Annotated in this window: 25 protein-coding genes and 2 tRNA genes; 15 read left to right on the top strand and 12 right to left on the bottom strand. The window is 37.5% G+C overall.

What is annotated here, in order from left to right:
* Positions 1-3: 3 nt before the first annotated feature.
* Both UMU13_RS05560 and UMU13_RS05555 read left to right on the top strand, forming a co-directional pair.
* Positions 4-1335 (top strand): FAD-dependent oxidoreductase, encoded by a 1332-nt coding sequence (locus tag UMU13_RS05560; protein ID WP_328217678.1) that lies wholly within the window; start codon positions 4-6, stop codon positions 1333-1335.
* A 15-nt stretch (positions 1336-1350) separates the two neighbouring features.
* Positions 1351-1794, top strand: coding sequence for a universal stress protein (locus tag UMU13_RS05555; protein WP_328217676.1), 444 nt, complete (start codon positions 1351-1353; stop codon positions 1792-1794).
* A gap of 74 nt (positions 1795-1868) precedes the next feature.
* Here UMU13_RS05555 and lysA read toward each other — a convergent pair whose 3' ends face one another.
* Positions 1869-3122 (bottom strand): diaminopimelate decarboxylase, encoded by a 1254-nt coding sequence (gene lysA, locus UMU13_RS05550; RefSeq protein ID WP_328217674.1) that lies wholly within the window; start codon positions 3120-3122, stop codon positions 1869-1871.
* Positions 3123-3354: 232 nt separating this feature from the next.
* Entirely contained in the window at positions 3355-3627 is a 273-nt protein-coding gene (locus tag UMU13_RS05545; protein WP_442902133.1) for an HU family DNA-binding protein, read from the bottom strand.
* 274 nt (positions 3628-3901) lie between these two features.
* Here UMU13_RS05545 and glpK point away from each other — a divergent pair, with 274 nt between their 5' ends.
* The 3 genes from glpK to recJ all read left to right on the top strand — a co-directional run bounded on the left by glpK (position 3902) and on the right by recJ (position 7468).
* A complete protein-coding gene (gene glpK, locus UMU13_RS05540; protein WP_328217673.1) occupies positions 3902-5401 on the top strand; it encodes a glycerol kinase GlpK in 1500 nt (499 codons plus the stop codon).
* A gap of 131 nt (positions 5402-5532) precedes the next feature.
* Complete coding sequence (locus UMU13_RS05535; protein ID WP_328217672.1) at positions 5533-5805, top strand: YrhK family protein; 273 nt, start codon at positions 5533-5535, stop codon at positions 5803-5805.
* A 34-nt stretch (positions 5806-5839) separates the two neighbouring features.
* Positions 5840-7468 carry a single-stranded-DNA-specific exonuclease RecJ gene (gene recJ / locus UMU13_RS05530; RefSeq protein WP_328217670.1) on the top strand — a complete coding sequence of 543 codons (1629 nt, stop codon included), beginning with the start codon at positions 5840-5842 and terminating at the stop codon, positions 7466-7468.
* 207 nt (positions 7469-7675) lie between these two features.
* Here the strand turns inward: recJ and UMU13_RS05525 are convergent, their stop codons facing one another.
* From UMU13_RS05525 to UMU13_RS05515, 3 genes are read right to left on the bottom strand one after another with little or no spacing between them, the layout of a single operon-like run.
* A complete protein-coding gene (locus UMU13_RS05525; RefSeq protein WP_442902134.1) occupies positions 7676-8737 on the bottom strand; it encodes a restriction endonuclease in 1062 nt (353 codons plus the stop codon).
* Entirely contained in the window at positions 8721-9875 is a 1155-nt protein-coding gene (locus UMU13_RS05520) for a DNA cytosine methyltransferase (protein WP_328217668.1), read from the bottom strand. Before UMU13_RS05520 ends, UMU13_RS05525 begins: the two co-directional genes overlap by 17 nt.
* Entirely contained in the window at positions 9868-10296 is a 429-nt protein-coding gene (locus UMU13_RS05515; protein ID WP_328217666.1) for a very short patch repair endonuclease, read from the bottom strand. Before UMU13_RS05515 ends, UMU13_RS05520 begins: the two co-directional genes overlap by 8 nt.
* A 587-nt stretch (positions 10297-10883) precedes the next feature.
* On the opposite strand from UMU13_RS05515, the gene UMU13_RS05510 reads away from it, so the two are divergent.
* The 4 genes from UMU13_RS05510 (at position 10884) to UMU13_RS05495 (ending at position 13926) form a co-directional block, all read left to right on the top strand.
* Entirely contained in the window at positions 10884-11852 is a 969-nt protein-coding gene (locus tag UMU13_RS05510; protein ID WP_328217664.1) for an integrase domain-containing protein, read from the top strand.
* Entirely contained in the window at positions 11842-12252 is a 411-nt protein-coding gene (locus tag UMU13_RS05505; protein ID WP_328217663.1) for a phage integrase SAM-like domain-containing protein, read from the top strand. The genes UMU13_RS05510 and UMU13_RS05505 overlap by 11 nt, the downstream gene beginning before the upstream one ends.
* 84 nt (positions 12253-12336) lie before the next feature.
* Positions 12337-12741, top strand: a complete 405-nt coding sequence (locus UMU13_RS05500) for a helix-turn-helix domain-containing protein (protein WP_328217662.1) — start codon at positions 12337-12339, stop codon at positions 12739-12741.
* Positions 12742-12753: 12 nt separating this feature from the next.
* Complete coding sequence (locus UMU13_RS05495) at positions 12754-13926, top strand: tyrosine-type recombinase/integrase (RefSeq protein ID WP_328217661.1); 1173 nt, start codon at positions 12754-12756, stop codon at positions 13924-13926.
* A gap of 45 nt (positions 13927-13971) precedes the next feature.
* Here the strand turns inward: UMU13_RS05495 and UMU13_RS05490 are convergent.
* Positions 13972-14057 (bottom strand) — tRNA-Leu (locus UMU13_RS05490).
* Positions 14022-14177 carry a hypothetical protein gene (locus UMU13_RS05485; RefSeq protein WP_328217660.1) on the bottom strand — a complete coding sequence of 52 codons (156 nt, stop codon included), beginning with the start codon at positions 14175-14177 and terminating at the stop codon, positions 14022-14024. The genes UMU13_RS05490 and UMU13_RS05485 overlap by 36 nt, the downstream gene beginning before the upstream one ends.
* Before the next feature lie 349 nt (positions 14178-14526).
* Between UMU13_RS05485 and UMU13_RS05480 the strand changes: the two genes are divergently transcribed.
* The 5 genes from UMU13_RS05480 to UMU13_RS05460 all read left to right on the top strand — a co-directional run bounded on the left by UMU13_RS05480 (position 14527) and on the right by UMU13_RS05460 (position 17517).
* The gene (locus UMU13_RS05480) at positions 14527-14955 is read left to right on the top strand and encodes a secondary thiamine-phosphate synthase enzyme YjbQ (protein ID WP_328217658.1); all 429 of its coding nucleotides are present in this window, start codon (positions 14527-14529) and stop codon (positions 14953-14955) included.
* A gap of 45 nt (positions 14956-15000) precedes the next feature.
* Positions 15001-15074, top strand: a tRNA-Pro gene (locus UMU13_RS05475).
* 77 nt (positions 15075-15151) lie between these two features.
* On the top strand, positions 15152-16114 hold the full coding sequence (gene pdxA, locus UMU13_RS05470; RefSeq protein ID WP_328217657.1) for a 4-hydroxythreonine-4-phosphate dehydrogenase PdxA: 963 nt from the start codon (positions 15152-15154) through the stop codon (positions 16112-16114).
* Positions 16083-16889 carry a 16S rRNA (adenine(1518)-N(6)/adenine(1519)-N(6))-dimethyltransferase RsmA gene (gene rsmA / locus UMU13_RS05465; protein WP_328217656.1) on the top strand — a complete coding sequence of 269 codons (807 nt, stop codon included), beginning with the start codon at positions 16083-16085 and terminating at the stop codon, positions 16887-16889. Before pdxA ends, rsmA begins: the two co-directional genes overlap by 32 nt.
* Positions 16870-17517: a 3'-5' exonuclease gene (locus tag UMU13_RS05460; protein ID WP_328217655.1), complete on the top strand. Its 648-nt coding sequence runs from the start codon at positions 16870-16872 to the stop codon at positions 17515-17517. The genes rsmA and UMU13_RS05460 overlap by 20 nt, the downstream gene beginning before the upstream one ends.
* Positions 17518-17548: 31 nt before the next feature.
* Here the strand turns inward: UMU13_RS05460 and UMU13_RS05455 are convergent, their stop codons facing one another.
* Both UMU13_RS05455 and UMU13_RS05450 read right to left on the bottom strand, forming a co-directional pair.
* A complete protein-coding gene (locus UMU13_RS05455) occupies positions 17549-19099 on the bottom strand; it encodes a solute symporter family protein (RefSeq protein ID WP_328217653.1) in 1551 nt (516 codons plus the stop codon).
* Between the two features lie 14 nt (positions 19100-19113).
* A complete protein-coding gene (locus tag UMU13_RS05450; protein WP_013886755.1) occupies positions 19114-19407 on the bottom strand; it encodes a DUF485 domain-containing protein in 294 nt (97 codons plus the stop codon).
* Positions 19408-19825: 418 nt separating this feature from the next.
* On the opposite strand from UMU13_RS05450, the gene UMU13_RS05445 reads away from it, so the two are divergent.
* Positions 19826-21715 carry a putative nucleotidyltransferase substrate binding domain-containing protein gene (locus UMU13_RS05445; protein ID WP_328217651.1) on the top strand — a complete coding sequence of 630 codons (1890 nt, stop codon included), beginning with the start codon at positions 19826-19828 and terminating at the stop codon, positions 21713-21715.
* Between the two features lie 153 nt (positions 21716-21868).
* Here the strand turns inward: UMU13_RS05445 and UMU13_RS05440 are convergent, their stop codons facing one another.
* The 3 genes from UMU13_RS05440 to UMU13_RS05430 all read right to left on the bottom strand — a co-directional run bounded on the left by UMU13_RS05440 (position 21869) and on the right by UMU13_RS05430 (position 23570).
* On the bottom strand, positions 21869-22171 hold the full coding sequence (locus tag UMU13_RS05440; protein WP_328217650.1) for a hypothetical protein: 303 nt from the start codon (positions 22169-22171) through the stop codon (positions 21869-21871).
* Between the two features lie 91 nt (positions 22172-22262).
* Positions 22263-22895, bottom strand: a complete 633-nt coding sequence (locus tag UMU13_RS05435; RefSeq protein ID WP_328217649.1) for a hypothetical protein — start codon at positions 22893-22895, stop codon at positions 22263-22265.
* A 6-nt stretch (positions 22896-22901) separates the two neighbouring features.
* Positions 22902-23570, bottom strand: coding sequence for a TIGR00730 family Rossman fold protein (locus UMU13_RS05430; protein ID WP_328217648.1), 669 nt, complete (start codon positions 23568-23570; stop codon positions 22902-22904).
* Between the last annotated feature and the right edge of the window lie 110 nt (positions 23571-23680).

The following is a 23680-nucleotide window of genomic DNA, read 5'->3' as shown; positions in this document are numbered from 1 at the left end:
ATTATGAAAGTCGCTGTTATCGGAGGAATTGCCGCCGGATTGTCCGCTGCAAGCAGGGTAAAAAAAGAGAACAAAAACGCCGAAGTTGTTGTATTTGAAAAAAGAGGCGACCTCTCCTATGGGGCATGCGGTATGCCCTATAATCTGACAATGGAAAATAACCCTCCGGAAAGTCTTTACGCTCTTGATTATCAAACCATAACCCAAAAAAGGGGCATAGATTACCGACTGTATACCCCGGTTAATGAAATACTGCCTGAGAAAAGCAAGCTTAAAGTATACGATTTCAACAAAAACGAAGGATACGATTACCATTACGATTATCTCATTTGTGCAACCGGTGCAATATACAACAGGCTTGATTTCGAAGGATTTGACGAAAGGGTTTTCTATTTTAAAAATCTTAATCACCTGCGAAATCTTAAAAACTTTCTCTATAAAAATAAACCGAAAAAAGCATGTTTGGTTGGTGCCGGCTATATTAATCTGGAACTGGCTGAAAACCTTGTTAACCTCGGTATTGATGTTACTATAATCGAAAAGTCAGACAGGCTGCTGCCTTTTTTACCCGCGGAACAACAGCAATTTGCCCTCTCACACCTTGAGTCAAAAGGGGTAAAAGTGTTTCTAAACACAGATATAATTTCAAAACAGGGCAATCTGTTTAACACTTCCAAAGGAACTTTTGAATGTGACTTTGTTGTTGTGGCAATAGGAGTAAAACCTAATACCGAAATTTTTCATGGCTCGGGCATTACCCTTGGAATAAAAAATGCTGTAAAAGTAAACCACAATCTGCAGACTAACATCGAAAATATCTTTGCAGCAGGCGATTGCGCAGAACATTATGTTCCGCTTTTGAAAGACTGGACATATATGCCTCTGGGAACAACCGCAAATAAAATGGGAAGAATATCAGGTTACAATATTGCCAACATAGATAATATGGAATCCTTTTACGGAATAAACCAGTCGGCGGCATTCAGGATATTTGATATTTCCGTAGCAACAACCGGTCTGAACGAAAAGCAATTAAGTGATTACAAGTTCAACTATAAAAAAACCGAAATAAGTATCCCGGACAGACCTGAATATATAGGTGGCGATACGCAGAAAATATGTTTACTGTACGACAGCAAAACGGGGCAAATATACGGCGCTCAGATAACGGGACACGGAACGGTTGCAAAAAGAGTTGACATTCTGTCAACAGCCATACATGCAGGAATGACTGTTGAGGATTTTTCCCATACAGATCTTACATATGCTCCGCCTTTTGCAAATGTATGGGACAGTCTTTTGGTGGCAGCAAATGTAGCATTAAAAAATTTATAACAAAAGGAGGATAAAATGTACAAAACAGAAAAAATATTGGTTCCCACTGATTTTTCAGAGTACTCCGATAAAGCTTTGAAGAAAGCTGTTGATATCGCGGAAACGTTTAATTCCGAAATTTATCTTCTTCATGTAATCCCCGATGAAGTGGGAATATCCATGGCTTATTTGGATAACGAAACCCAAAAAGAACTGACTGAAAGAATGGAAAAAGAAAGTATGAATGAGATGAAAAAGCAGGCAGAAAAAATTCTTAAAGGAAAGAACTTAAAAATAAATTATACCGTTAAAAAAGGTGTACCGTATCATGAAATTTTAAACTATGAAACCGAAGCCGGAACCGACCTTCTGGTCATTGCATCACACAGCAAATCTTTTATCGAGGAAGCTTTCTTCGGAAGTACAACTGAAAAAGTTGTAAGAAGATCAAAGTGTTCTGTATTTGTTGTAAGAGATTAATTGCAACATATGTAAGTTGCCTTACCTACACTTACGAAGTGTAGGTAAGGTTTCATTATTATTTAGACTGCCAGTTACAAATCTGAAAAATCCAGTGTCGCAAAATAATCGTCAATTGTTTCCGCTCTCCTTATCTGCTTTACGCTGCCGTCAGGTCTAAGGAGGAGTTCGGCAGATCTGAGTTTACCGTTATAATTAAATCCCATTGCATGACCATGAGCACCTGCGTCATGGATTACAACTATATCGCCGATATCAATTTTAGGCAGTTTACGGTCTATGGCAAACTTATCGTTATTTTCACATAAAGATCCTACTATATCGTATGTGTAATCATGAGGTTTATTTTCTTTGCCCAAGACGGTTACATGATGATATGCCTGATACATGCCGGGCCTCATCAGATTAGCCATACTTGCATCGAGTCCTATATAGTTTTTATAGATTTCTTTTTTATGAATAGCTCTCGCTACAAGATATCCATAAGGACCGGTTATCATTCTGCCGTTTTCCATATAAAGTTTCAACGGATCCAGATCAGAACCTTTTATCTTTTTATCAAATATTTTTTTCACTTCACCGGCAACATACTCGAGATCAACCGGCTCTTGATCAGGCTGATACGGGATACCAATTCCGCCTCCCATATTGATAAATTCAAAATTTATTCCCAGCTCACTGTGGATTTCAATAACCAAGTCCACCAGCATATTGACAGTCTCAATAAAGTAATCGGCATTAAGTTCATTTGAAGCCACCATCGTATGAATGCCGAAACGCTTCACTCCTTTCTCTTTTATCATACGGTATCCTTCGAAAAGCTGCTCCTTGGTAAAACCGTATTTAGCCTCCTCGGGATTGCCTATTATGGCATTCCCCTCTCTCAAAGGTCCGGGATTATATCTGAAGCTCAGCAATTCCGGCAACCCCACCTGCTCTTCTAAATAATTGATGTGGGTTATATCATCGAGATTAATGATAGCGCCCAGCTCTTTGGCTTTACTGTATTCTTTTGCAGGTGTTTCATTTGAGGTAAACATAATATTTTCGCCGGTTATACCGTTTTTTTCAGATAAGATGAGCTCCGGAAGGGAGCTGCAGTCCGTGCCGAATCCTTCATCCTTCATTATTTTTAATATATGAGGATTGGGAGTGGCTTTTACGGCAAAATACTCCTTAAAATCGTCTCCAAGCCAGCTGAAAGCTTTCTTAAGCCTGCGGGCATTCTCTCTGATTGCCTTCTCGTCATAAATATGAAACGGTGTGGGGTACTTTTCAGCAATCTTCTCTATTTTTTCTTTATTAAAAGGAACTTTCTTCTCCGACATAATTTTCCTCCAGATTATTTCAAATTGAAATCATTTTATAAATGCAAATACGCACATTTTCAACCAAAAATTGGGATATTGTATAATCGGCAATAAAAATCAGTGATAAAATATTGTTGAATTTACATAGTAAGACGATTTTTACTAATCAATACAAAGAAACATACTTTTAAATTACTGGGAATTATGACTTTTTAAAATAAAAAAGGCCCTTTTCAAGGGCCTAAAAAATTTACTTAACTGTTTCTTTAAAATTCTTGCCGGGTGTAAACTTAGGAGTCTTTCCGGCTGGTATCTTTATTTCAGCACCTGTTTGAGGATTGCGTCCTTTCCTTGCCTGACGCTGTTTCTGTTCAAAGCTTCCGAAACCTACCAATGTAACCTTGTCGTTTTTCTTTACTGCTTCCATCACACTGTCCTGAAATGCATTCAGAGCCTTTTCAGCGTCTGTTTTTGTCAAACCGCTTTTCATTGCAATTTTTGCTACAAGTTCTGACTTTGTCATAATTACCTCCTTTTATTAAAGACAACATAATGTAGTCTTTTAACTACACAAAACTACTTTGAATTAATCAAACATCTTTAAAGTCTAAATTAGCGTCCGGATAGACTAACTCACTGAAAAATATTTTACGCTTAGAAATTATATACATAACTCACCCAAGTTTGCAAACAAAATTATAAAGTTTTTAAAAATTATCTTAATTTCCTCCAATTTATTGAAAAACTTGTTGAATATCCCGGTTGTTTCCAATTATAATTCTTCAACGGAGTCTATTATGGGAAAAAAGCAGTATATCCTGTCAATCGATCAGGGCACAACAAGCTCAAGAGCTGTTATATTTAACAAAGCCGGCAGAATTATAACCATTGCACAAAAGGAGTTTTCCCAAATTTTGCCAAAACCCGGTTGGGTGGAACAGGATCCTCTGGAAATATGGTCGTCCGTCCAGTCTGTAATAGCAGAAGCTTTGGCAAATTCAGGTCTTTCCGGCAGCAGTATTCAGGCGGTCGGTATCGCCAATCAGCGGGAAACAACGGTTATATGGGATAAAAACACGGGAAAACCTGTCTATAACGCTATAGTTTGGCAGTCAAGACAGACCGCTGATATATGCCAAGAGTTAAAAAGCAAGGGAGTTGAAAAGATTTTCCGGGAAAAAACCGGCCTTGTAATTGATCCATATTTTTCAGGAACAAAAATAAAATGGATTCTCGAAAACGTTGAAGGAGCGCGGCAAAAAGCTGAAAAAGGAGCCTTGCTTTTTGGAACAATCGACACCTGGTTGCTCTGGAAACTGACAAAAGGCAAAGTCCACGCAACTGATTACAGCAACGCTTCCAGAACACTCCTTTACAACATTCACCAGCTACAATGGGATAACGAGTTGCTGAGTTACCTTAATATCCCCTACTCAATACTTCCCGAAGTGAAAAAGTCCTCGGAAATTTTCGGACACACTGTTCCTGAAACGTTTGCCGGTTACAGCGTCCCCATTGGCGGCATTGCAGGTGACCAGCAGGCGGCGCTATTCGGCCAAACCTGTTTTGAAAAAGGTATGGTGAAGAACACATACGGAACAGGATGTTTTATACTGATGAATACGGGGAATAAAGCATATAACTCAAAAAAAGGGTTACTCACAACAATTGCATGGGGGATTAACAATAAAATAGATTACGCTCTTGAAGGCTCGGTTTTTGTAGCCGGAGCTGCAGTTCAATGGCTTAGAGACGGGTTAAAAATTATAGAGAACGCCGGAGAAATTGAGACAGAGGCCGCTAAAGTAAAAGACTCAGGCGGAGTATATGTGGTCCCTGCATTTGTAGGTTTGGGAACGCCGTATTGGGATGCGGAGGTAAGAGGCAGTATCTTCGGATTAACTAGGGGGACAAAAAAAGAGCACCTTGCAAGGGCAACACTTGAATCAATCGCATATCAAAACAAAGATGTGATATCTGTAATGCAGGAGGAAACAGGAATGGAAATTCCGCTTCTCAAAGTGGACGGGGGAGCTGTTTCAAACAATATATTAATGCAGTTCCAAAGCGACATTCTGGATACTAAAATCCAGAGGCCCCTGTGTATGGAAACAACTGCTTTGGGGGCAGCTTTTCTGGCAGGACTTGCAGTCGGTTTCTGGAAAGATACAAAGGAAGTTGCTGAAACATGGAAAGTTGACAAGGAGTTTACTCCCAAAATGGATAAAATAACAGCTGAAAATCTGTATAACAAATGGCAAAAGGCTGTAAAAGCAGCAATGAGTTACAAACCGTGATTTAAGCCCCCCATTTCCTACACGTTATTTCTGTAATATTTACACATACACAACGACTTATCAAGAAGAAATTAGTAACATTTTATTGATAACAAGTTAATATGAAGTTATAGATATTCAGGGGGTTTTTTATGAAACACACGGATGACAGAGACATCACCATCACGTTGGGAAAAGACAGACTTGTAATACAGAAACGCTATAAATTTGCCAGTATATTAAACGATTTTTTGATAGCGGTATGGTTTCTCATGGGAAGTGTTATGTTTTTATATCCCGACTGGGTCAAAGCGGGGACATGGCTATTTATTCTGGGAAGTGCCCAGCTCTTAATAAGACCGTGCATACGCCTTGCCCATCATATTCATTTGAAAAAACTTCCGGAATCGCACTGGGAAATGTGATCAAACTACAAAAAACACAAAAACGGGGCATAATTTGTCAATACATCCTGTAGTACATAAAATACTTACTTACAGAGGAGTGTTGAATAAACAAAAATTTTTACAACCGAGTCTGAAAGGTTTATCCGATCCTTTAAATATAGTCCCTCAAGGTGCCGGCGAATTGATTGCAGACACTATCAGGCAGAACAATAAGATTTATATTTACGGAGACTATGATGTAGACGGTGTTTGCTCCGCGGCACTCCTTGTTAATTTTTTTAAAGAATTAGGCTTTGAAAATTATCAAACACTTATACCCAGCAGATATGAAAACGGCTACGGATTAACGCCTGATACTGCCCGACAGATGGCAAAAAACGGAGCAGATATGGTTATTACTGTTGACTGCGGTATAACCTCTGTTAAAGAAGTAGAATATTTAAAAAATCATAACATAAAAGTAATTGTCACAGACCATCATCTGCCAAAGGATGGACAGCCTGAAGCTGATTTTATTATAAACCCGAAAATAAACCCCGAAAAAATAAATGAGCCGGATTACAGCTTATGCGGATGCGGAGTTGTCTTTAAACTGCTCCAGATAATCAGGCGAATTTTAAACAGAAAAGATATAAATTTAAAAAAATACCTGGATCTTGTAGGGCTGACCACCGTGGCGGATATTGTACCACTGACAGGAGACAACAGAATTCTTGTAAAATACGGCCTTGACGTAATAAACAGCACACCTTCACCCGGCATTGAAGCATTGGTTGAAATAAGCAGATTAAAAGATAAAAAAATCAAATCTTATCACCACGGTTTTGTACTTGGCCCAAGGATTAATGCAAGCGGGCGCATTGATGTCGCTGATACTGCTCTGGAACTGCTTACAGGTGATAATTATGCAAATAATCTGAAACTGGCTGAAGAACTTGATAATAAAAACAAGGACAGACAGGACTTATGCGAAATCACCTTTAACGAAGCTGTAAAAATTATTGAAAAAGACAAATACGGTAAAAACAGAGTAATCGTTGTATATCAGCCGCACTGGGTAAAAGGGATAATCGGAATAGTAGCTTCCAGGATAATGGAGAAATACTATCGTCCCGTTATTATTTTTGGCGGCGAAGACAGGCTGAATGAAGGAGTAACAGGTTCAGCACGCTCAATTGACGGAATTGATATGTTTGAAATACTTTCAAAAATTGATAGAGACAGCCCCGGCTTACTTGAAAAATTCGGCGGACACACTAAAGCTGCCGGTTTGTCTGTAACAAGGGAAAATATAGATAAATTCAGAAATAAAATTAATGAAATTGTATGCTCAGAATGCAAAGAAGAAGTTTTTATAAAAAAGAAAGACTACGATTTAGACGTCACTGTTGATGATATCAATGTCAATTTGGCAAAAGCTCTGGAATTGCTCGAACCATTCGGCGAAGGCAACAGAAAGCCAGTATTTCGTATAAAGGAACCTGTAATAGAAAATCAGCGCATAGTTGGCAAAAACGGTGAACATCTGATGTTTGAGCTCGGGAATGTAAATGGTAAAAAAGTGAGGGGTATTCGATTTAACTCTGCAAAATCTGAAATTAATCCGGAACAACTATTCGGATATATCGAGTGTAACAGATACAATGGTGGTGAATACTGTCAGGTGAAAATAATATCATAAAATAGCACAAAAATTAAATAATTGATCATAAAGAATAGTAGTGCCTGAGGGGGGACTCGCAGGCGAAAATCCTTATTTATCAATCATTTAAAATTTAGCACAATTATATTTAACAGTAATTTATGAACGGTCGGTATAATTGGATATAATCCAAAAATAATGGAAAATAGCACAAAAATAACACATACGCCTGAAGGCCAAAAATTTTTAACTATTGAAACTCGGATCTTCGATAAAACTATCCAAGAATTCTTCTGTAATCCCTTTTATATTTCTTCTTTGGCATAAAGCATAAAGTTCTTCTACGGCAGAGAAAGGGAAAAATTTCGGATATAAATCTCTAAATTGTTTTTTAGATGCTTCTTGCATAAACTTTGGTTTATCTTCATCTGGGGCAACAATAACATATCTTGTGGGAAAAGGAGGAAACAAATCAGAGAAAGTTTTCATACGAGTTAATCCACTTCGTATACCAGTCGTACATTCAATTTCCATGATAGCAGGCATTAGCCTGCTATTTTTAAACCATATACAGTCTATTAATAAGGCGGCCTTTGCAGCATCACTATAACCCATTAAAAGCTTCTCATTTTCTAGTGACTGCACAACTCCATTAATTTCACCTATTTTTTTATCTTTGTAAATAATACCTTTGTCATTTTGTGCAATCCATGTTCTAAAGCCTAGTTGAATACCAATGTGTATTAATGCAACTTGAATCTGGGCATGCCTCCTTTTTATTTCAATATCAAGTTCATTTTTATCTTGATTATTATATGGAACTACTAAGGATTCATAAACTGCTTGGTGAGAAGGTATTTCAGAAATCACCTGTTCAGTATCAATTTCGCATATTTTACCTAGTTCATGTGGGGTCTCTGGCAACCATACAATATGTTTGTGTCCTTTCTTTATCTTTGAGTACGAATCAATCATTTCAATTCTACCGGGATATGTAACATAAAAATTAGAGGTATAAGCCAATAAACTTTCCAATACAGAACGAGTATTATAGCTTGCCCCGAGAACTCTATCAATATTGATGGGGACTCCTTCTTTTATAGCGTTAGCAACTCTCCATATCAAGTTAGATGAAATAGATTCTTCTTTCGCTTGATCTAAAGATCCGCCTTTAGAAGGATCATAACGTTTAATAATTATAGGACCCTCGGGCAAATTAATATGTACAATTTTAATCAGACCTTTATTCTGTGGGTTTATGTAATTATAAAACCTGTTTTTATCTAATTGATTAACAGCATTTGTAATATTGGAAGCTGTTAATATCATCTTTACTCCTTATAAATTGAGGGTTTAGTCCATTTATAAAAACTTTAATTGAATTGGCTATTCCCCTAGATAAAAGATAAGGTACCCCATTGCCAACAGTCTTGAATTTATTAGTCAAAGTCATATCTAACGGCAATTCAAAACATGCAGGAACACTTTGTATAGCCAATGCTTCAGCAACACTTATTCTCCTTGCTTCTGTTGGATGAAGATGTACTTCATTGTTGCCATAAGCTGCAGTAGGTGAATATCTATATCTATGCAATCTTTTATATGATTTCTTTGACACATCTCCTTCGGGTATAGACTGAAACTTCGGTAAGCCTGCTTTGGGCTTAAATTGATCTTGGCTATTTTGATGGTTATATGTACTGTTTTTATCAAACCAGTATTTTACAGTCAGTTCAAAAGGGACATCTTTAGGTTTGCTTATATTTGTTTGGAATGGATTTATAGTAGGCCAGTTCAATTGCAATATTTCCTCTTTATCAAATTTTTTGTCTATATTCCAGTTAAAATTATTAATATCGTTACTATTAGATAGAAAATGCTTTTGTATAGCAAACATTATAATTCTATCTCTATCTTGTGGGACACCATATTCTATGGCATTTACTAGTTTTTCCATTATTACATAACCTGCATCATACAATTTTGTTTTAACTTTTTCATAAAATTCTCTGTGCTTTTTTGTATTCCACAGCCCTTTTACGTTTTCGAACAATAAAAAATCAGGTTTTAATTTACAAGTTAAATCAATGTATGTTTCAGTCAGTTTACCATTCTCTCCATCTTTACCTCTGTTTCTTCCACCTACCGAAAAATCTGGACAAGGAGGACCACCAATAAACCCTACTATATTCCCTTTTATTCTTTCCAGATTAATGTTATTCGATAATATTGATATTTCATGTTGAGACAGTAAATTGACTATACTATTATCTGAGTACCCGTAAATCGGTTTTTTGTATCCCATTTTTAATCTTGAATATTTATATGCATATATAAATGGCTGAAAATACTCATTAACATATACTATATCATATCCTGTATCTTCAAATCCGAGATCCAGTAAACCGCACCCAGAAAAGAAAGAAAAAATAGATATTTTATTCATTTAACAATCTCTCTAAAAAAGAAATGTTAAAATCTATATCTTTTTTCAGTTGACACTCCCAGACAACAAGCACTCTCCAGCCCATTTCTCTAAGAAGTGACTGATTTCTTTTATCTCTATCTAAGTTTGATTTTATTTTATTTTCCCAATATTCAGAATTAGATTTCGGTCTTGATGCATTTATACATCCTTCATGCCTATGCCAAAAACATCCATGCACAAATATTGCGGTCTTTTGTTTAGTTAAAACAATATCAGGATTTCCTGGTAATTCTTTATAATGAAGGCGGTATCTGTATCCCATTTTCCATAATGCCTTTCTTGCGAGAAGTTCTGGTTCAGTGTTCTTTGACTTTATTTTCTTCATGTTTTCACTTCTTTTCTCTTTAGATATCTTATCCAATCTATCCACACCCTTCATTAATTTATCACTACAACTTGACTAATTATAAAAATGTCTTAACATAATATCAAATTCTATCACTGAACTATAATTATAATATTAGTTTATCATTGGATAAAGTTCAATCAATATATTGATTGAACAGCGAAGCTGCAACTATTCCTTATTACCGGAATGAGTGCAGCAGATATTTTTTGCGTTCACTTTCAAAAGTGAATGCAAAAAAGGAATACGCAAAAACCTTTTGTTTACAAGTCTTTTCGCCGATTTTTGTTTTACAGAAAAAACAGAAAATTCATTATCATGTCATTGTATACGGCCGTTTTTTTATTACGTGTCCGGATATGATGCCAGGCGGTTGCTGCGCCATTCATGATAATGTCTGACTTCCCTTTATAATCCCGGAGACGGGTTCATATATAGATTATACAGGCTTTCTTGGTGCCCGAAACCAGGAGGATATCGCTAATATAAATTTACTGGGCAGCGTATAATCTGCATATGACCTTCACAGACAATATCAGCAGGGTGATGACCCTACTTTTCTTAATTAATTTAGTATTTCCTTGACTCCTTTTCTTCACATAAATGAAGGGAGGGCTGTTATGTCAAAAATAAAGCGTAATTTTATCGGGGAAAAAGATTTATCTCGAAAAGCAGCAAGCTTCCGCCTTGCCATGCAGGTTGTAAAGTCGGGCAACGAAGAAACAATACAGAAATCTGCCCAATCTATCCGAATGCTGGCTAATTTCGCCAAAGAAGAATATGGTCTGAAAAATATATCCCGCCTTGATTCGTTGCAAATGGCCGATTTTGCACACAGGCTATTAGAAAAACGGGAAAATGGTGAAATATCAGCCGGGCACACTACAAATATTATATCTTCACTTAATACAGTCTTTACTCATTATTATCGTGATGATCTTAAGATTTCAGCAAAAGAATACGGTCTGAACCGGGGTCATCGTTTTAACAATATTGATAAAAGTGTGTCAGCAGATATACACAATAAATTCTCGGACTTTCTTACAAAGAGTTATATTAATCACGGTGACGCCCGTTATGAAGCCCTCAGACTGCAAGTTGAGTTACAGAGGGGGATCGGGTTACGATTTAAAGAGTCGGCCTTATTTTCAGGCAAAGAACTGCAAAGAAATGGTAATTTAAATATAAGAAAGGGCACAAAAGGAGGCCAGCTTCGAAGAGTGCAGTCCACAGAAAAACAGAGGGAACTGGTACGTGAGGTAAAAGATTTTCGTAAAGAATCCAATCTAAAGACATCATTAATACCTGACGGCATGAGTTTCAAGGAATGGCGACACTTTGCTTACAACACGGTCAAGGAATTCAATAAAGAGATCGGGCTTAAATACAATTTTCACGGTGAAAGACATCATTATGCACAATCCAGATATAAAGAACTGACAGGATACGAACCGCCGGTTAAAAGCAACGGAGAAACTTTTATTGATAAAGAAAAGGATTATCAGATACGTCTTATTATAAGTGAGGAATTAGGTCATCATCGTGTTGACATTACCAATTTTTATATAGGGGGCGATAATGAGTGTTAATAAACTTTTTGAAGAATTTTGCAGGAAACACAGAATAACTGGTTCGAACTCAAATATGAAACAAGTAAACCGACTAATAAGACATTTTTTAGAATTCATGCAGGACAATTATCCTGACATAAAACATTTGGATAAAATAAACTATGACCACAAAAATGCTTATTATAACCACCTTAAGAATGAATGCTGGAAGGGAAGTATCTCAAAGTCTTACCTGAAAGATAATTTCTACGCGGTCAATAAACTATTTAAAGCTATCTGTAAGACTGAACTTGTTTATGATGTGCCAAAAATAATGCAATCAGTAGACGGAAATAAAAAAATAACTGTTACAAAAGAAGAATATAATAATATTAAAATCTGGAGAAGAAAATACGGTAAAATTTTACCCCCAACATAGTTTTTAATGTCCTGATCCATACTCCCAATAAAAAAAAGAAAAAGATTGACCCCTCTCTTTTTTGATGATTAAGGAGGGCGCTTTATGAAAAACACTTGCATTTATTCAGAGAAATCCGGTAAGAAAGAAGATGAGTTGTTTGAAAACTCAATAGGTGGCACGCAGGGATCAGGAAGTGCTGATTTCAGTTCAGCACAAAGGTATTATGCGGAAACAGTAGTTAACGGCAGAAGAACATTAGCAGACGTTACCGAAGAGATTCTGAAACTGCAACTGATTATCAAACAGTATGAAAGAAGATTTAATGACGACAATGACGAATTACTTACTACAGGTGAAGCTGCAAAATTCTTCAAAGTACACCAGCAGCATCTCAGAAATCTCAAATCCCAAGGCAAACTGGGAGAAGGCAAACATTACATAAGAGTTGGCCGAAAACTGTTATTCCGCAAAAATGCCCTACTCCAACATTTTGGCCTTCAGGTGTAGCTGGAGGTCGGTATGGGTCTATTTGTACGCGGCAAAACAATATGGTACCGATTTAACTATAAAGAGAGACAGGTCAGGGAATCAACGGGTTTGGAGAATACAAAAGAAAACATTGAAGAAGCCAGATTTGACTTTAAAAGACTGAAAAGACAGTTAAGAGAAGACACGTTTGACTATCTGAAGTGGTTTCCTGATTCACCGAATCTGGAGAAATTAGGTATCCAGAAAGAAGTGCCTGAAGAAGAGGTACCGAGGATAAAGTTCTCTGAACTTGCCGAAGAATGGTACAAAAGGCAGAAGAAATTAAGACTGAAAAATACAACTTTGAAGGGCTATAAGAGTTCCATGAAATATGCTGTTGAATTTTTCGGTGATATGTATGTTCATAAGATTAAGCGTATTGATGTTGAAGACTACATTATCCACCTGATGGACAAGGAACTCAATAACAAAACCATAAACAATAAACTTATAGCGGTTAGACGCATACTTGAACTGGCTTATGATAGGGAATACATAGAAGAAAATCCTTCAAAAAGGGTAAAAAATCTTCGAGTGGAAAAATCGGAAATAGAACCGTTCACAGCCGAAGAAGTATCCTTGATACTAAACTATGCTTACAAACACTATCACCGCTTTTATGCTTTTTACGCCGTACTTTTCATGACAGGTATGCGGATGGGCGAAGTCCTCGCCATGAAATGGCAGAACGTGGATTTTAACAGAGGGACTTATCATGTGAGAGAACGGATGACAAGCGGCGATCTGGACACGGTAAAAACAGTCGGTTCAAAGCGCCATGTGGTATTGACGGATGAAGTTTTGCAGGCATTAAAAGTACACAAAAAATATTCTTTCATGAAAAGTGATTTCGTATTTATTAATCAGTACGGAAAACCTTATGACAGTTCAACAGCAATAAGAGAATACGCTTGGGAACCAATGCTGAAAAGGCTTGGGCTGGAATACCGAATAATGTATCAGGCAAGACACACATATGCCGTTCTAAGCTTGCTTGCTGATGATAATATCAATTTTATCTGCAGTCAATTAGGACATGCAAGCTTCGAAATGTTATTCAGAGTATACGGCAGATTTATAAAAAATAACCAGGCAAAACCAAACATAAGTTCACTGATTAGCCTTGATCACGGAAACCAAAATAGCACAAAAATAGCACAATGAGGTTAGCCCAAAAATTAAGTTATTGGTAATAAAGAGGAATAATAGTGCCTGAGGGGGGACTCGAACCCCCACAGCCGATTACGGCCACAAGATCCTTAGTCTTGCGTGTCTACCAGTTCCACCACCCAGGCAAAAGGTTTGAAACTACTGTATATCAGTAACAGCACAGCATATTGTGTGAAAGGCTTATACGATTTTTTGGCCTTATTGTCAACTGTAAAATAGGAAGTTCTTCCAATATTTTTAAACATATAATTGTTTTTCCCCTAAAATATTTCAGTTTTTTACTTTCAAATTATTCAAAAAATCAGACCTTTGAGTAAGTACACTATCCTATTCAAGTACTGATCGCATATGAATTTATGTACTCGGTGCTCGAAATCTTTCTTCTTCTCCAGGATTAGGGAAAGAAGCAGAGGGAGTACATTTTGTTTTCAAACAGAGTCCTGTACATCTGTAGGGCTAAAGCTTTGCTTCTAGAATCATTCAAACATCTTATAACTCAACAAATGGTAGAAGTGACATACTTGTAAGATTTTCATAATTCTATTATCCTGATACATTGCAAATCCAGATAGATTTTAGTCAGGAGGGTTAATAGTGAAAATCACAGCTACTGATACATTTTCCATACAGATGGAGTCAGGCTTTTCAGTTGCAGATATTACCGGTAAAATTAGTGATTTTGTAGAAAAATGCGGTTTTATGGAAGGAACAGTTAACGTATTTGCAAAAGGCTCCACAGCCTCAGTCACCACAACAGAATACGAACCCGGAACAGTGAAAGATCTAAGGCAACTTTTTCATCAACTTGCTCCTGAAGGTAAAAATTACGAACATCACAAAACATGGAATGACGGTAACGGCCACAGCCACCTCCAGGCATCAATACTGGGGCCATCAATCACCTTGCCTGTACAAAATGGTAAAATTCTTACAGGAACCTGGCAGCAAATCATACTGATTAATCATGATATCCGGGTTAGAAAAAGAACTGTTGTCTTGACAGCATTAGGCAGTTTTTATTAATTTTTACTTGGAAAATTATTAAAATTGTTATACATAACAGTACTTCGGGATGTAGCGCAGTTTGGTAGCGCGCTGGTTTCGGGTACCAGAGGTCGTGGGTTCAAATCCCGCCATCCCGATCCCATTCATTTCACAAACTTAACAAATTTTTTGACTTTATTCATCCTGTCTGTATATTAAAATCTAAAGGAGCATTATGAACAAATCGAGAATTGTTATAACAATGGGAGACCCTGCAGGTATTGGCCCTGAAATAACGGCAAAACTGCTAAACCATACCTGGATAACGGATAATTATCATATAACAATATCCGGTAACAGACATTTGCTGCTAAAGTGGATAAAAAAGATACCGTCAAACATAGATATATTAGAAGAGGATAAATTTTCCGGTTTTAACTTTCCCACGGGTGTCACGGATAAATCCGCAGGTGAAGCCTCTATTCTATACATAAAAAATGCTGTCGAACTGATACAGAATGGCGAGGCAGACGCTTTGTGCACCTGCCCTATAAATAAAAAATCCATTCAGATGGCAGGTTATGATTACAAAGGTCACACCGATTTCCTGGCCGAATTAACAAACAGTCCCGATTATTCGATGATGCTGATGTGTGAGTATATGAAGGTGGTACTGGCAACTACTCACATTCCCCTAAGAGAAGTGCCCGACAAAATAAAGCCGGATAAACTTCTGAAAACTATAATAAATACGCACAATGCCGGCAGACTGTTCGGTACTCCGGAGCCAAAGATTGCCCTGTCGGGGCTGAACCCTCACAGCGGAGATGAAGGTGTAATAGGTTTTGAGGAGCAGGAAATCATTGCCCCTGTAATCGGAGAAGCTGAAAATTTGGGAATTAATATTGAGGGCCCCTTTGCGGCGGACAGTCTTTTTACTGAGAAAAATCTGAACAGATATGACTTTTTCATTGCAATGTACCATGATCAGGGGCTGATACCGCTGAAAATGAAATGTTTTTCAGAGGCCGTCAATGTTACACTGAACCTTCCTATAACAAGAACCAGTGTGGATCACGGTACAGCTTACGACATTGCGGGAAAAAGTATTGCAAGCGAAAACAGCCTTATTCAGGCGGTAAAAACAGCTGACAAAATGGTGAAAAATGCTAAAGCTAACAAAAATATTCAGGGATGAATTCGGACACACAGACAAAAACTTCGGCCAGCATTTTCTGGTGAATGACCACTATTTAAACGAAATAGTCGAATCTCTCGAGATAAGTGATGAAAAAAATATTGTGGAAATAGGCCCTGGATGCGGTGCATTAACTTTGAAATTTCTTGAAAAGGGAGCACATGTTACGGCTGTGGAAATAGATAAAAAGCTTGTGGATTTTCTTGAACGCTACCTTTTTTTCTACGACAACCTTGAAATTATCCATGACGATTTTCTCAATATTGACAAATACCAGCTCCCGCCGCGATTCTCTTTTGCCGGTAATCTGCCCTACAATCTTTCCACAAAAATTCTCATGAAAACTACCGCTTTTCACGAACGGATTGATAAAATGGTATTTATGTTTCAAAAAGAGGTTGCCTCAAGAATTAATGCCGTTCCCAACACGAAAGATTATTCATGGATTTCCGTAATATCACGGTATTTTTTCGACATAAAAAAAATCAGAAACATCGGCGGCGGAAATTTCTGGCCGAAAACCAAAGTGAACTCAACCGTTTTAGTCTTCACACCAAGAAAGAGATATTTTCAGGACAGTAACAGAGAGAAGAAATTTCTTGAGATGGTAAAAAAATCGTTCGTCACCAAAAGAAAGACTTTAAAAAACAATCTGAAGAATGATATAACTGATATAGAAAATATTCTTGAGGAACTTTTTGCCAACAAGTCAATAAGAGCCGAACAAATAAGTCTCGAGGGTTTTATAAAACTTTATGAACGCATCTATACATAACGCCCCTCTCTCTGAGCTTGAATTTACCGTCTTCGATACGGAAACCACCGGCCTGAGCCCTTACAAAGGAGCAAAACTTGTTGAAATCGGGGCAGTAAAAGTAAGAAAAGGTCTTAACCTCGATCTGAGCAGTACATTTACCCGGCTTATCAACCCTAAAATAAGGATACCTTACAGCGCCTACAAAATTCACAAAATAAGCAATGAAAAGGTTATTCATGCTCCTGATATCAGTGAAGTTCTGCCAGAATTTGCAGAATTTACTGAAAACTCAGTCGTGGTTGCACACAATGCAAAATTTGACTTCAAATTCATAGACTATTTTATGAAAGAACATAACATGCAGTGCAGTATAGTGAATATTCTCGATACACTCTCTTTAACAAGACTACTCTTTCCTGAAATCGGCAGGTATAATTTAGACAGGCTTATAGATTATTTCAGCCTCCACGAGCTTACTGAAGAAGCAGTAAAAGGACTCCACACAGAGAATATGTTTGGCAATGACGAACATTACAGACACAGGGCGCTGTATGATGCCATAAACACAGCCTTTATTTTTATCAGATGTGTGGAAAAAATTAAAAGATTGGGGCTGCCCGAAAAACTTCATTCGCTAACCAGATAAAAAAAAGCGGCCATTACGGCCGCTTTAAAATTTATTCAGCTCCCACTCCAAGGTAGGTTCTGGCTTTTTCCTCGTCAAACATTGTCTGTGCTTTCTCTTCAGGAGTCAGCAACGAAACAACAATAGCAGTGGTAAATGCAACTGTCATGGAAACAACTGCCGGATTTTTAAGAGGAAAAATAGCTTCCTCGTATCCTAAAATCGAAACCCACACTGTCGGACTGAGTATAATAAGAATTGTAGCCGTTAAACCGCCGGCAATAATAGACCAGACAGCGCCCTGGGTGGAAAACCTTCTCCAAAGGATGGAAAGAAGTAAGGACGGAAAGTTGGCACTTGCCGCAATTGCAAATGCAAGGCCCACAAGAAAAGCGACATTCTGACCCTTAAAAAGAATTCCGAGCCCCACAGCTACAACACCGAAAATAATTGTAGCAATACGTGCCGATTTCACCTGTTCAGCTTCTGTCGCATCTCCTTTTTTAATTACATTCACATATATATCGTGTGAAAGTGCTGATGCTGCGGCGAGTGTGAGTCCTGCAACAACCGCCAGAATCGTGGCGAAAGCTACAGCCGCAATAAAACCTAAGAAAGGTGTACCGCCCAAAAGTTCTGAAAGCAGCGGAGCCGCCATATTACCGCCTTTGTCCACACTTGCAATAACACTCTTTTTAACTAATACAGCCGCACCGAAACCGACAATGGGTATTATCAGATAAAAATACCCGATAAAAGTTGTGGCCCATGAAACAGATTTCCTTGCTTCTTTTGCATCCGGAACAGTATAAAATCTCATAAGAATGTGAGGCAGACCCAAAAGTCCGAACATAAGAGCAAGTCCCAGAGAAAATGCGTCCAGCCCTCCTGTTACCAGTCCGCCCGGTGTAAGCATCTGCTCACCGTACATACTCTGAACTTCACTGAAAATAATACCGGGATTAAAGTTAAACTGTGCAAGAGTTAGAATTGTAAGAAGAGTAACACCAAACAGCAGCAAACATGCTTTAATAATCTGAACCCATGTGGTTGCAAGCATTCCCCCGAACAGAACATAAAGAAGCATTACAAAGCCCACAATTATTTCAGCCATTTCATAAGGCATACCGAACATCAATTCAACAAGTTTACCGGATCCAACCATCTGTGCAATCGTGTAGAACAATACAACCAGCAGTCCGCCTATAGATGCTGCAATCCTTATAGGTCCTTTATTGAGTCTGAAAGCAACCACATCGGTAAAAGTAAATTTACCGAGATTTCTGAGCGGTTCAGCAATAAGAAACATAAGTGCAGGCCAGCCGACAAGATAACCGACAGCATATATAAAACCATCATACCCCTGTAAAGCAACTATACCGGAAATACCCAAAAAAGACGCCGCCGACATATAATCGCCGGATAAGGCCAAACCATTTTGAAAACCTGTGATACTTCTCCCGGCAGCATAGTACTCACTGGTACTTTTCGTTTTCTTTGCTGCAAAGTAAGTAATAACCAAAGTTCCAAGTACTACCAAAGCAAAAAACAATATCGCAATAGCATTGGGCTCGCCCAATGAAGTATTTTCAAGTCCATTCATAAATTCCCCCTCCTTTAGTCAATATCCTGCTTGAGCTCTTCCACCACCTTATCGTATTTGGAATTAGCCCAGCTTACGTATATAACAGTCATCAACCAAGCACCGACTATCACTACAACTCCGGAAACAATGCCGACATTATAATTTTCACCTATTTTCTTAGCCATAAATTCAGGATTCCATGCAATCGTTAAAACATAACCGTAATATAAAACAAACAGAATAATAAGCATCGCAATGCTTATACCCCATCTCAGGGCAACAATCTTCTTAAACTTTTCTGAATTAACTGTTTCTTTCAGATTCATAATGCCTCCTTAATTTTAAAATATTTGCTAAAGAAATAAGACAAAGCTACAACACACCTCCTTAAACTTTATTTTTAAAACATTATTATGTTTATACAAGAAGTTAATAAAGAATATTTCACATATTGTCAATGCAAAAAATATTATGGATTTATATTAATCATTGCTGTTAAAAGAAAATAATTATTTTTAAGCAGTTATCTTGACATACTGTATACAATTTGTTAATAATTTTTAAACTATATATGCAGTTTGTTTTCTTAATTTTGAAATAATAGTTAACAGTTTTGGGCTATTTGAATCATTTTTTTACTTTTTTATAAATAATTTATTTTATTTTACCATTTTATAACATTTTTAAAAAATAGTTGACTACCCGGCAGGATAAGCTGAATACTATTAAAATCAAGGGGACACTATGAAATCTAACATCACGATTAACGTATCAAAACTGATTAACATTTTATCGGAAAATTTTCTTTTTGAATCTGTGGATAATAATATGCTGGAAGAAACACTCAGAAGCATAAGCCTTGTTGATATAGAAAAAGACGAAATTCTTTTTAAAAAAGGGGAAACATACCATAAAGGGGTTTATTTTATCCTGACCGGCGAGATAGACTACATTACCGGCCGTGACAAGCTGGCAACCCTGAGAGAAGGTGATATAGTGGGACTGACCACTTTTCTGGGCAAATCCACATACAGTGTGACATCTACAGCCGGTGAAAATGCCGAGCTTATCTATTTTCCTGAAATCACTATTTATAATCTTCTTTCGCATTCTGCAGAATTCAGAAAAAAGTTTTATAGAATGGTTTCAGGCAGGCTGCAGCTTCTACAGGGGGAAAGCAGTTTTTCAACACCTTCTTTCAGTTATAAACCTGTTGCCAACTACATGACATCACCGGTTATATCAATAAACACTGAAAAGACCCTTTTGGATGCAAGCAGAATAATGTCAGAAAACAGAATCGGCAGCATAATAGTTACAGGAGAAAACAATGAGTTTGCAGGATTAATTACGTCCAAATATATAGTTCACGAAATACTCCCCCGAATGAAAGAGATGTCCATACAGTCGCCTGTGAGAAATTTTCTTGAAAACAACCCTATCACGGTACCGAAAGAATACCCTCTGGTGGAAGTACTGGCGGAATTGCAGTCAAAAAACAAAGATTATGCTGTTATTACGGAAAAAGATAAGGCAAAAGGAATTATTTCAAACAAAGATATCCTGAAAATCCTCTACAGAAATATACACATATACAACCTTCACATCGAGCAGGCATCAACAAAGGAAGAATTAAAAAATATATTCAGAGAGCTGGGAAGTGTTGCTGCTCATCTTTTGGAAAACACAAGGCAGAGCAGCGAAATACTTCCCGTTTTATCCAATCTGCACCTGTCTATTCAAAATAAAATATACAAAATAACGGTGGAGGAATACCGCAGTATTGCCGGCAAAGATGTTACAGAAATCACACAATCGGTTATCATAATGGGAAGCGGAGCGAGAAAAGAAATGTTTCTCGATCCTGATCAGGACAACGGTTTTATTTTTGAAGACAATATAACTGAAAAAGATAAAACAGCACTTATGGAATTCGGAGAACATTTTGTAAACAATCTTGCCTATGTGGGCTACAAGAAGTGCCCGGGGAATATTATGGTGACCAATCCCGATATGTCTAAAACACTTTCCGAATGGAAAAACAGTATTACGGATATTTTCAACAATCCCGGCAAAACGGGCTTTCTGACATCTTCCATAATTTTTGACATGGACTGCTTCTGCGGCAGTGAACAGATGGTATGGGAACTTAAAAATCTAATTTTAAAACTTATTGCGGAGAAACCCATTTTTCTTATTCAGCTTCTGGAAAAGGATTCCAATCAGAAAATTCCGCTTTCGATTTTCGGCAAATTTCAGGTTGAGAAAGAAGGTGAGCATGCCGACCAGTTTAATTTAAAAATGTCCGCACTGACATTTATTGTTGATGTCACAAGAATATTCGCTTTAAGCAAACAGCTGAATGACCTGAATACCGTCGAAAGACTTAAGCATTTGCGAAGAAAAAATATACTTTCCGAAGAAACCGTGCAGAATGTACTATCGGCTTATGAAACAGTGGTGGATATTTTAATGAACGAACAAATCAACAAGAGTAAAAGAAACTACTCTCCTGACAAATATGTGAACCCTTACAAACTTTCCCTCCTCAATCAGAATAAGCTGAAAGAAGCTTTCAACACAATTTCAAAATATCTGAGCACCGGCATCAAGTATTACAAAGGACATCCGTAAGTGAAATAGTGAGATGGGGAAATGGGAAAATAGAGGCTAAGGCAAAGGTAAAGGTAAAGGACATTGATCAGGTTGAAATGGTTGAGTGAGAATTCAACATTGAAGACACCTCACACCATGTGTTACGCATAACGCATAACGCATTACGGCCTTTTAAACAGCTTCTTTCATATTCAGAATTTCCACAATTTTGTTTCTGTAATCATTCATATTACCCATATGCTTAATTCTGGAAGTGTTCGCAAGATACTGAATCTCGGACTCATCAAGTTTCGTCTTCTCATATCTGTTTTCAAAAGTCAGAGTTCTCTCGCTCCAGGGTTCAAAAGAACCTACGCTGACCAGGAAGAAATGCTCCGCATCCATCAGAGCTCTTGTGAGCACAACAAATTTGTCCATTTGCAACGCATTATCCCTGACCTTGAAAATATCGCCTACTACATAAGTTTTACTCATTATAAATTACCCCCTTACGTTCTTTATTGTGTAAATTAGAACATAACAGGGAAATGTCAACAGTTAATTTATTTTTTAACTATTAAGAAACTTATGTGCATATATCAACAGGCTCAGGTTGTTTTCCAGCATCTGAAGCAAACACATGTGAGCCGCATAACAGATCACGCATGTAAATTTCATATTTTACATATTTTTCCAGCAGGTCAAAAGGAATAAAAATATCGCCTTCTTCGTATTTCTTAGGATTCAAATACTCCCCTATACTGCCGTAGACCGGCCAAGTAGCACCTATAATAATACCCTCAAAATGCTCATCCTTAATCAATTTTTCCGAAGGCGCATATTTCAGTGCATGTATAATATCAGGCACTTTTTTTCTGAAGACCTCATAAGCCCTTCTGTTGATTGATTCATACCTTCCGCTGCTTACAGGTTTTTCATGGGGGCTCACAATATAAAACCAGAAATCTCCTGCTTCATTATTGCACAAGTCACCGCATCTCTGCCCCGATGTAAACCCCAATCCAGGCTGCTGCAGAGGGATAGCTCTCTGATTAATCTCTTTATAAGCGCTGTACAGGGAATCTATATATTTTGACTTCAATACTCGCCCATGCTCATTTTCCGGATTAAAAACATAAGAGGAAAAATTGTTGTAAGGTTTTGCACATCCCATTAATAAAAGAACAGACATACTAATCAGAAAAATGATTTTTCTCATAAAACATCACACTTTAAGAAAATTTTTGATACAATCTAATATCTCCGATGGATCATCTATAAGTTTTATAATATCAAGATCACTTTCACCAATAAAATTGTTTCCCACCATCTTATCTTCAAGCCATTTAATCATTCCGCTCCAGTAATCCTTTTCAACAAGTATAAGCGGAAAAGGAAGTATTTTACGTGTCTGAATCAGTGTCATCGCTTCAAACAGCTCATCCATTGTGCCGAAACCACCGGGAAAAATAACAAAGGCACTGGCATATTTTACCAGCATAACTTTTCTTACAAAAAAATAATTAAACGTAATTACCTTTTTGGCATATGGATTGGGTTTTTGTTCAAAAGGAAGCTCAATATTGACCCCTATCGACTGGCCGCCCGCTTCCGTTGCTCCACGGTTAGCCGCCTCCATGACTCCGGGGCCACCGCCGGTCAGGACAGTGATACCATTATCGGCAAGCATACTTCCCATTAATCGTGCCTTTTTATAATCGTTATGATCCTCTTTCACTCTTGCCGACCCGAACACACTCACCGCCGGCTCAATATCACTGAGATTTTCAAAACCCTCAACAAACTCCGATAATATTTTAAACATACGCCAGGTATCTCCGACCTTTATCTCATCAATTAGGTACTGCTCTTTCTTTATGTTGTTATTATTCATTCAGTCCCCTTGAAATCATTTTTATAAAGAGTTTTGAATAATTAATTCAATTTTCGCACTTGCACTGTTTTCACGTCTTTGAGAGGAGTGAAAACGACGAAGCAATCTCT

The sequence above is a fragment of the Flexistipes sp. genome (assembly GCF_036172515.1).
In the GTDB taxonomy this organism is placed as follows: domain Bacteria; phylum Chrysiogenota; class Deferribacteres; order Deferribacterales; family Flexistipitaceae; genus Flexistipes.
Note: the sequence above shows the minus strand (reverse complement) of the source record. Positions and strands in the feature narration are given on the sequence as shown.

Excerpts from the sequence above, each read along its gene's own strand:
- UMU13_RS05560 (WP_328217678.1), top strand. The coding sequence starts at position 4 with ATGAAAGTCGCTGTTATCGGAGGAATTGCCGCCGGATTGTCCGCTGCA.
- UMU13_RS05555 (WP_328217676.1), top strand. The coding sequence starts at position 1,351 with ATGTACAAAACAGAAAAAATATTGGTTCCCACTGATTTTTCAGAGTAC.
- lysA (WP_328217674.1), bottom strand. The coding sequence starts at position 3,122 with ATGTCGGAGAAGAAAGTTCCTTTTAATAAAGAAAAAATAGAGAAGATT.
- UMU13_RS05545 (WP_442902133.1), bottom strand. The coding sequence starts at position 3,627 with ATGACAAAGTCAGAACTTGTAGCAAAAATTGCAATGAAAAGCGGTTTG.
- glpK (WP_328217673.1), top strand. The coding sequence starts at position 3,902 with ATGGGAAAAAAGCAGTATATCCTGTCAATCGATCAGGGCACAACAAGC.
- UMU13_RS05535 (WP_328217672.1), top strand. The coding sequence starts at position 5,533 with ATGAAACACACGGATGACAGAGACATCACCATCACGTTGGGAAAAGAC.
- UMU13_RS05520 (WP_328217668.1), bottom strand. The coding sequence starts at position 9,875 with ATGAATAAAATATCTATTTTTTCTTTCTTTTCTGGGTGCGGTTTACTG.
- UMU13_RS05515 (WP_328217666.1), bottom strand. The coding sequence starts at position 10,296 with ATGAAGGGTGTGGATAGATTGGATAAGATATCTAAAGAGAAAAGAAGT.
- UMU13_RS05510 (WP_328217664.1), top strand. The coding sequence starts at position 10,884 with ATGTCAAAAATAAAGCGTAATTTTATCGGGGAAAAAGATTTATCTCGA.
- UMU13_RS05505 (WP_328217663.1), top strand. The coding sequence starts at position 11,842 with ATGAGTGTTAATAAACTTTTTGAAGAATTTTGCAGGAAACACAGAATA.
- UMU13_RS05500 (WP_328217662.1), top strand. The coding sequence starts at position 12,337 with ATGAAAAACACTTGCATTTATTCAGAGAAATCCGGTAAGAAAGAAGAT.
- UMU13_RS05495 (WP_328217661.1), top strand. The coding sequence starts at position 12,754 with ATGGGTCTATTTGTACGCGGCAAAACAATATGGTACCGATTTAACTAT.
- UMU13_RS05485 (WP_328217660.1), bottom strand. The coding sequence starts at position 14,177 with ATGTTTAAAAATATTGGAAGAACTTCCTATTTTACAGTTGACAATAAG.
- pdxA (WP_328217657.1), top strand. The coding sequence starts at position 15,152 with ATGAACAAATCGAGAATTGTTATAACAATGGGAGACCCTGCAGGTATT.
- rsmA (WP_328217656.1), top strand. The coding sequence starts at position 16,083 with ATGCTAAAGCTAACAAAAATATTCAGGGATGAATTCGGACACACAGAC.
- UMU13_RS05460 (WP_328217655.1), top strand. The coding sequence starts at position 16,870 with ATGAACGCATCTATACATAACGCCCCTCTCTCTGAGCTTGAATTTACC.
- UMU13_RS05455 (WP_328217653.1), bottom strand. The coding sequence starts at position 19,099 with ATGAATGGACTTGAAAATACTTCATTGGGCGAGCCCAATGCTATTGCG.
- UMU13_RS05450 (WP_013886755.1), bottom strand. The coding sequence starts at position 19,407 with ATGAATCTGAAAGAAACAGTTAATTCAGAAAAGTTTAAGAAGATTGTT.
- UMU13_RS05445 (WP_328217651.1), top strand. The coding sequence starts at position 19,826 with ATGAAATCTAACATCACGATTAACGTATCAAAACTGATTAACATTTTA.
- UMU13_RS05440 (WP_328217650.1), bottom strand. The coding sequence starts at position 22,171 with ATGAGTAAAACTTATGTAGTAGGCGATATTTTCAAGGTCAGGGATAAT.
- UMU13_RS05435 (WP_328217649.1), bottom strand. The coding sequence starts at position 22,895 with ATGAGAAAAATCATTTTTCTGATTAGTATGTCTGTTCTTTTATTAATG.
- UMU13_RS05430 (WP_328217648.1), bottom strand. The coding sequence starts at position 23,570 with ATGAATAATAACAACATAAAGAAAGAGCAGTACCTAATTGATGAGATA.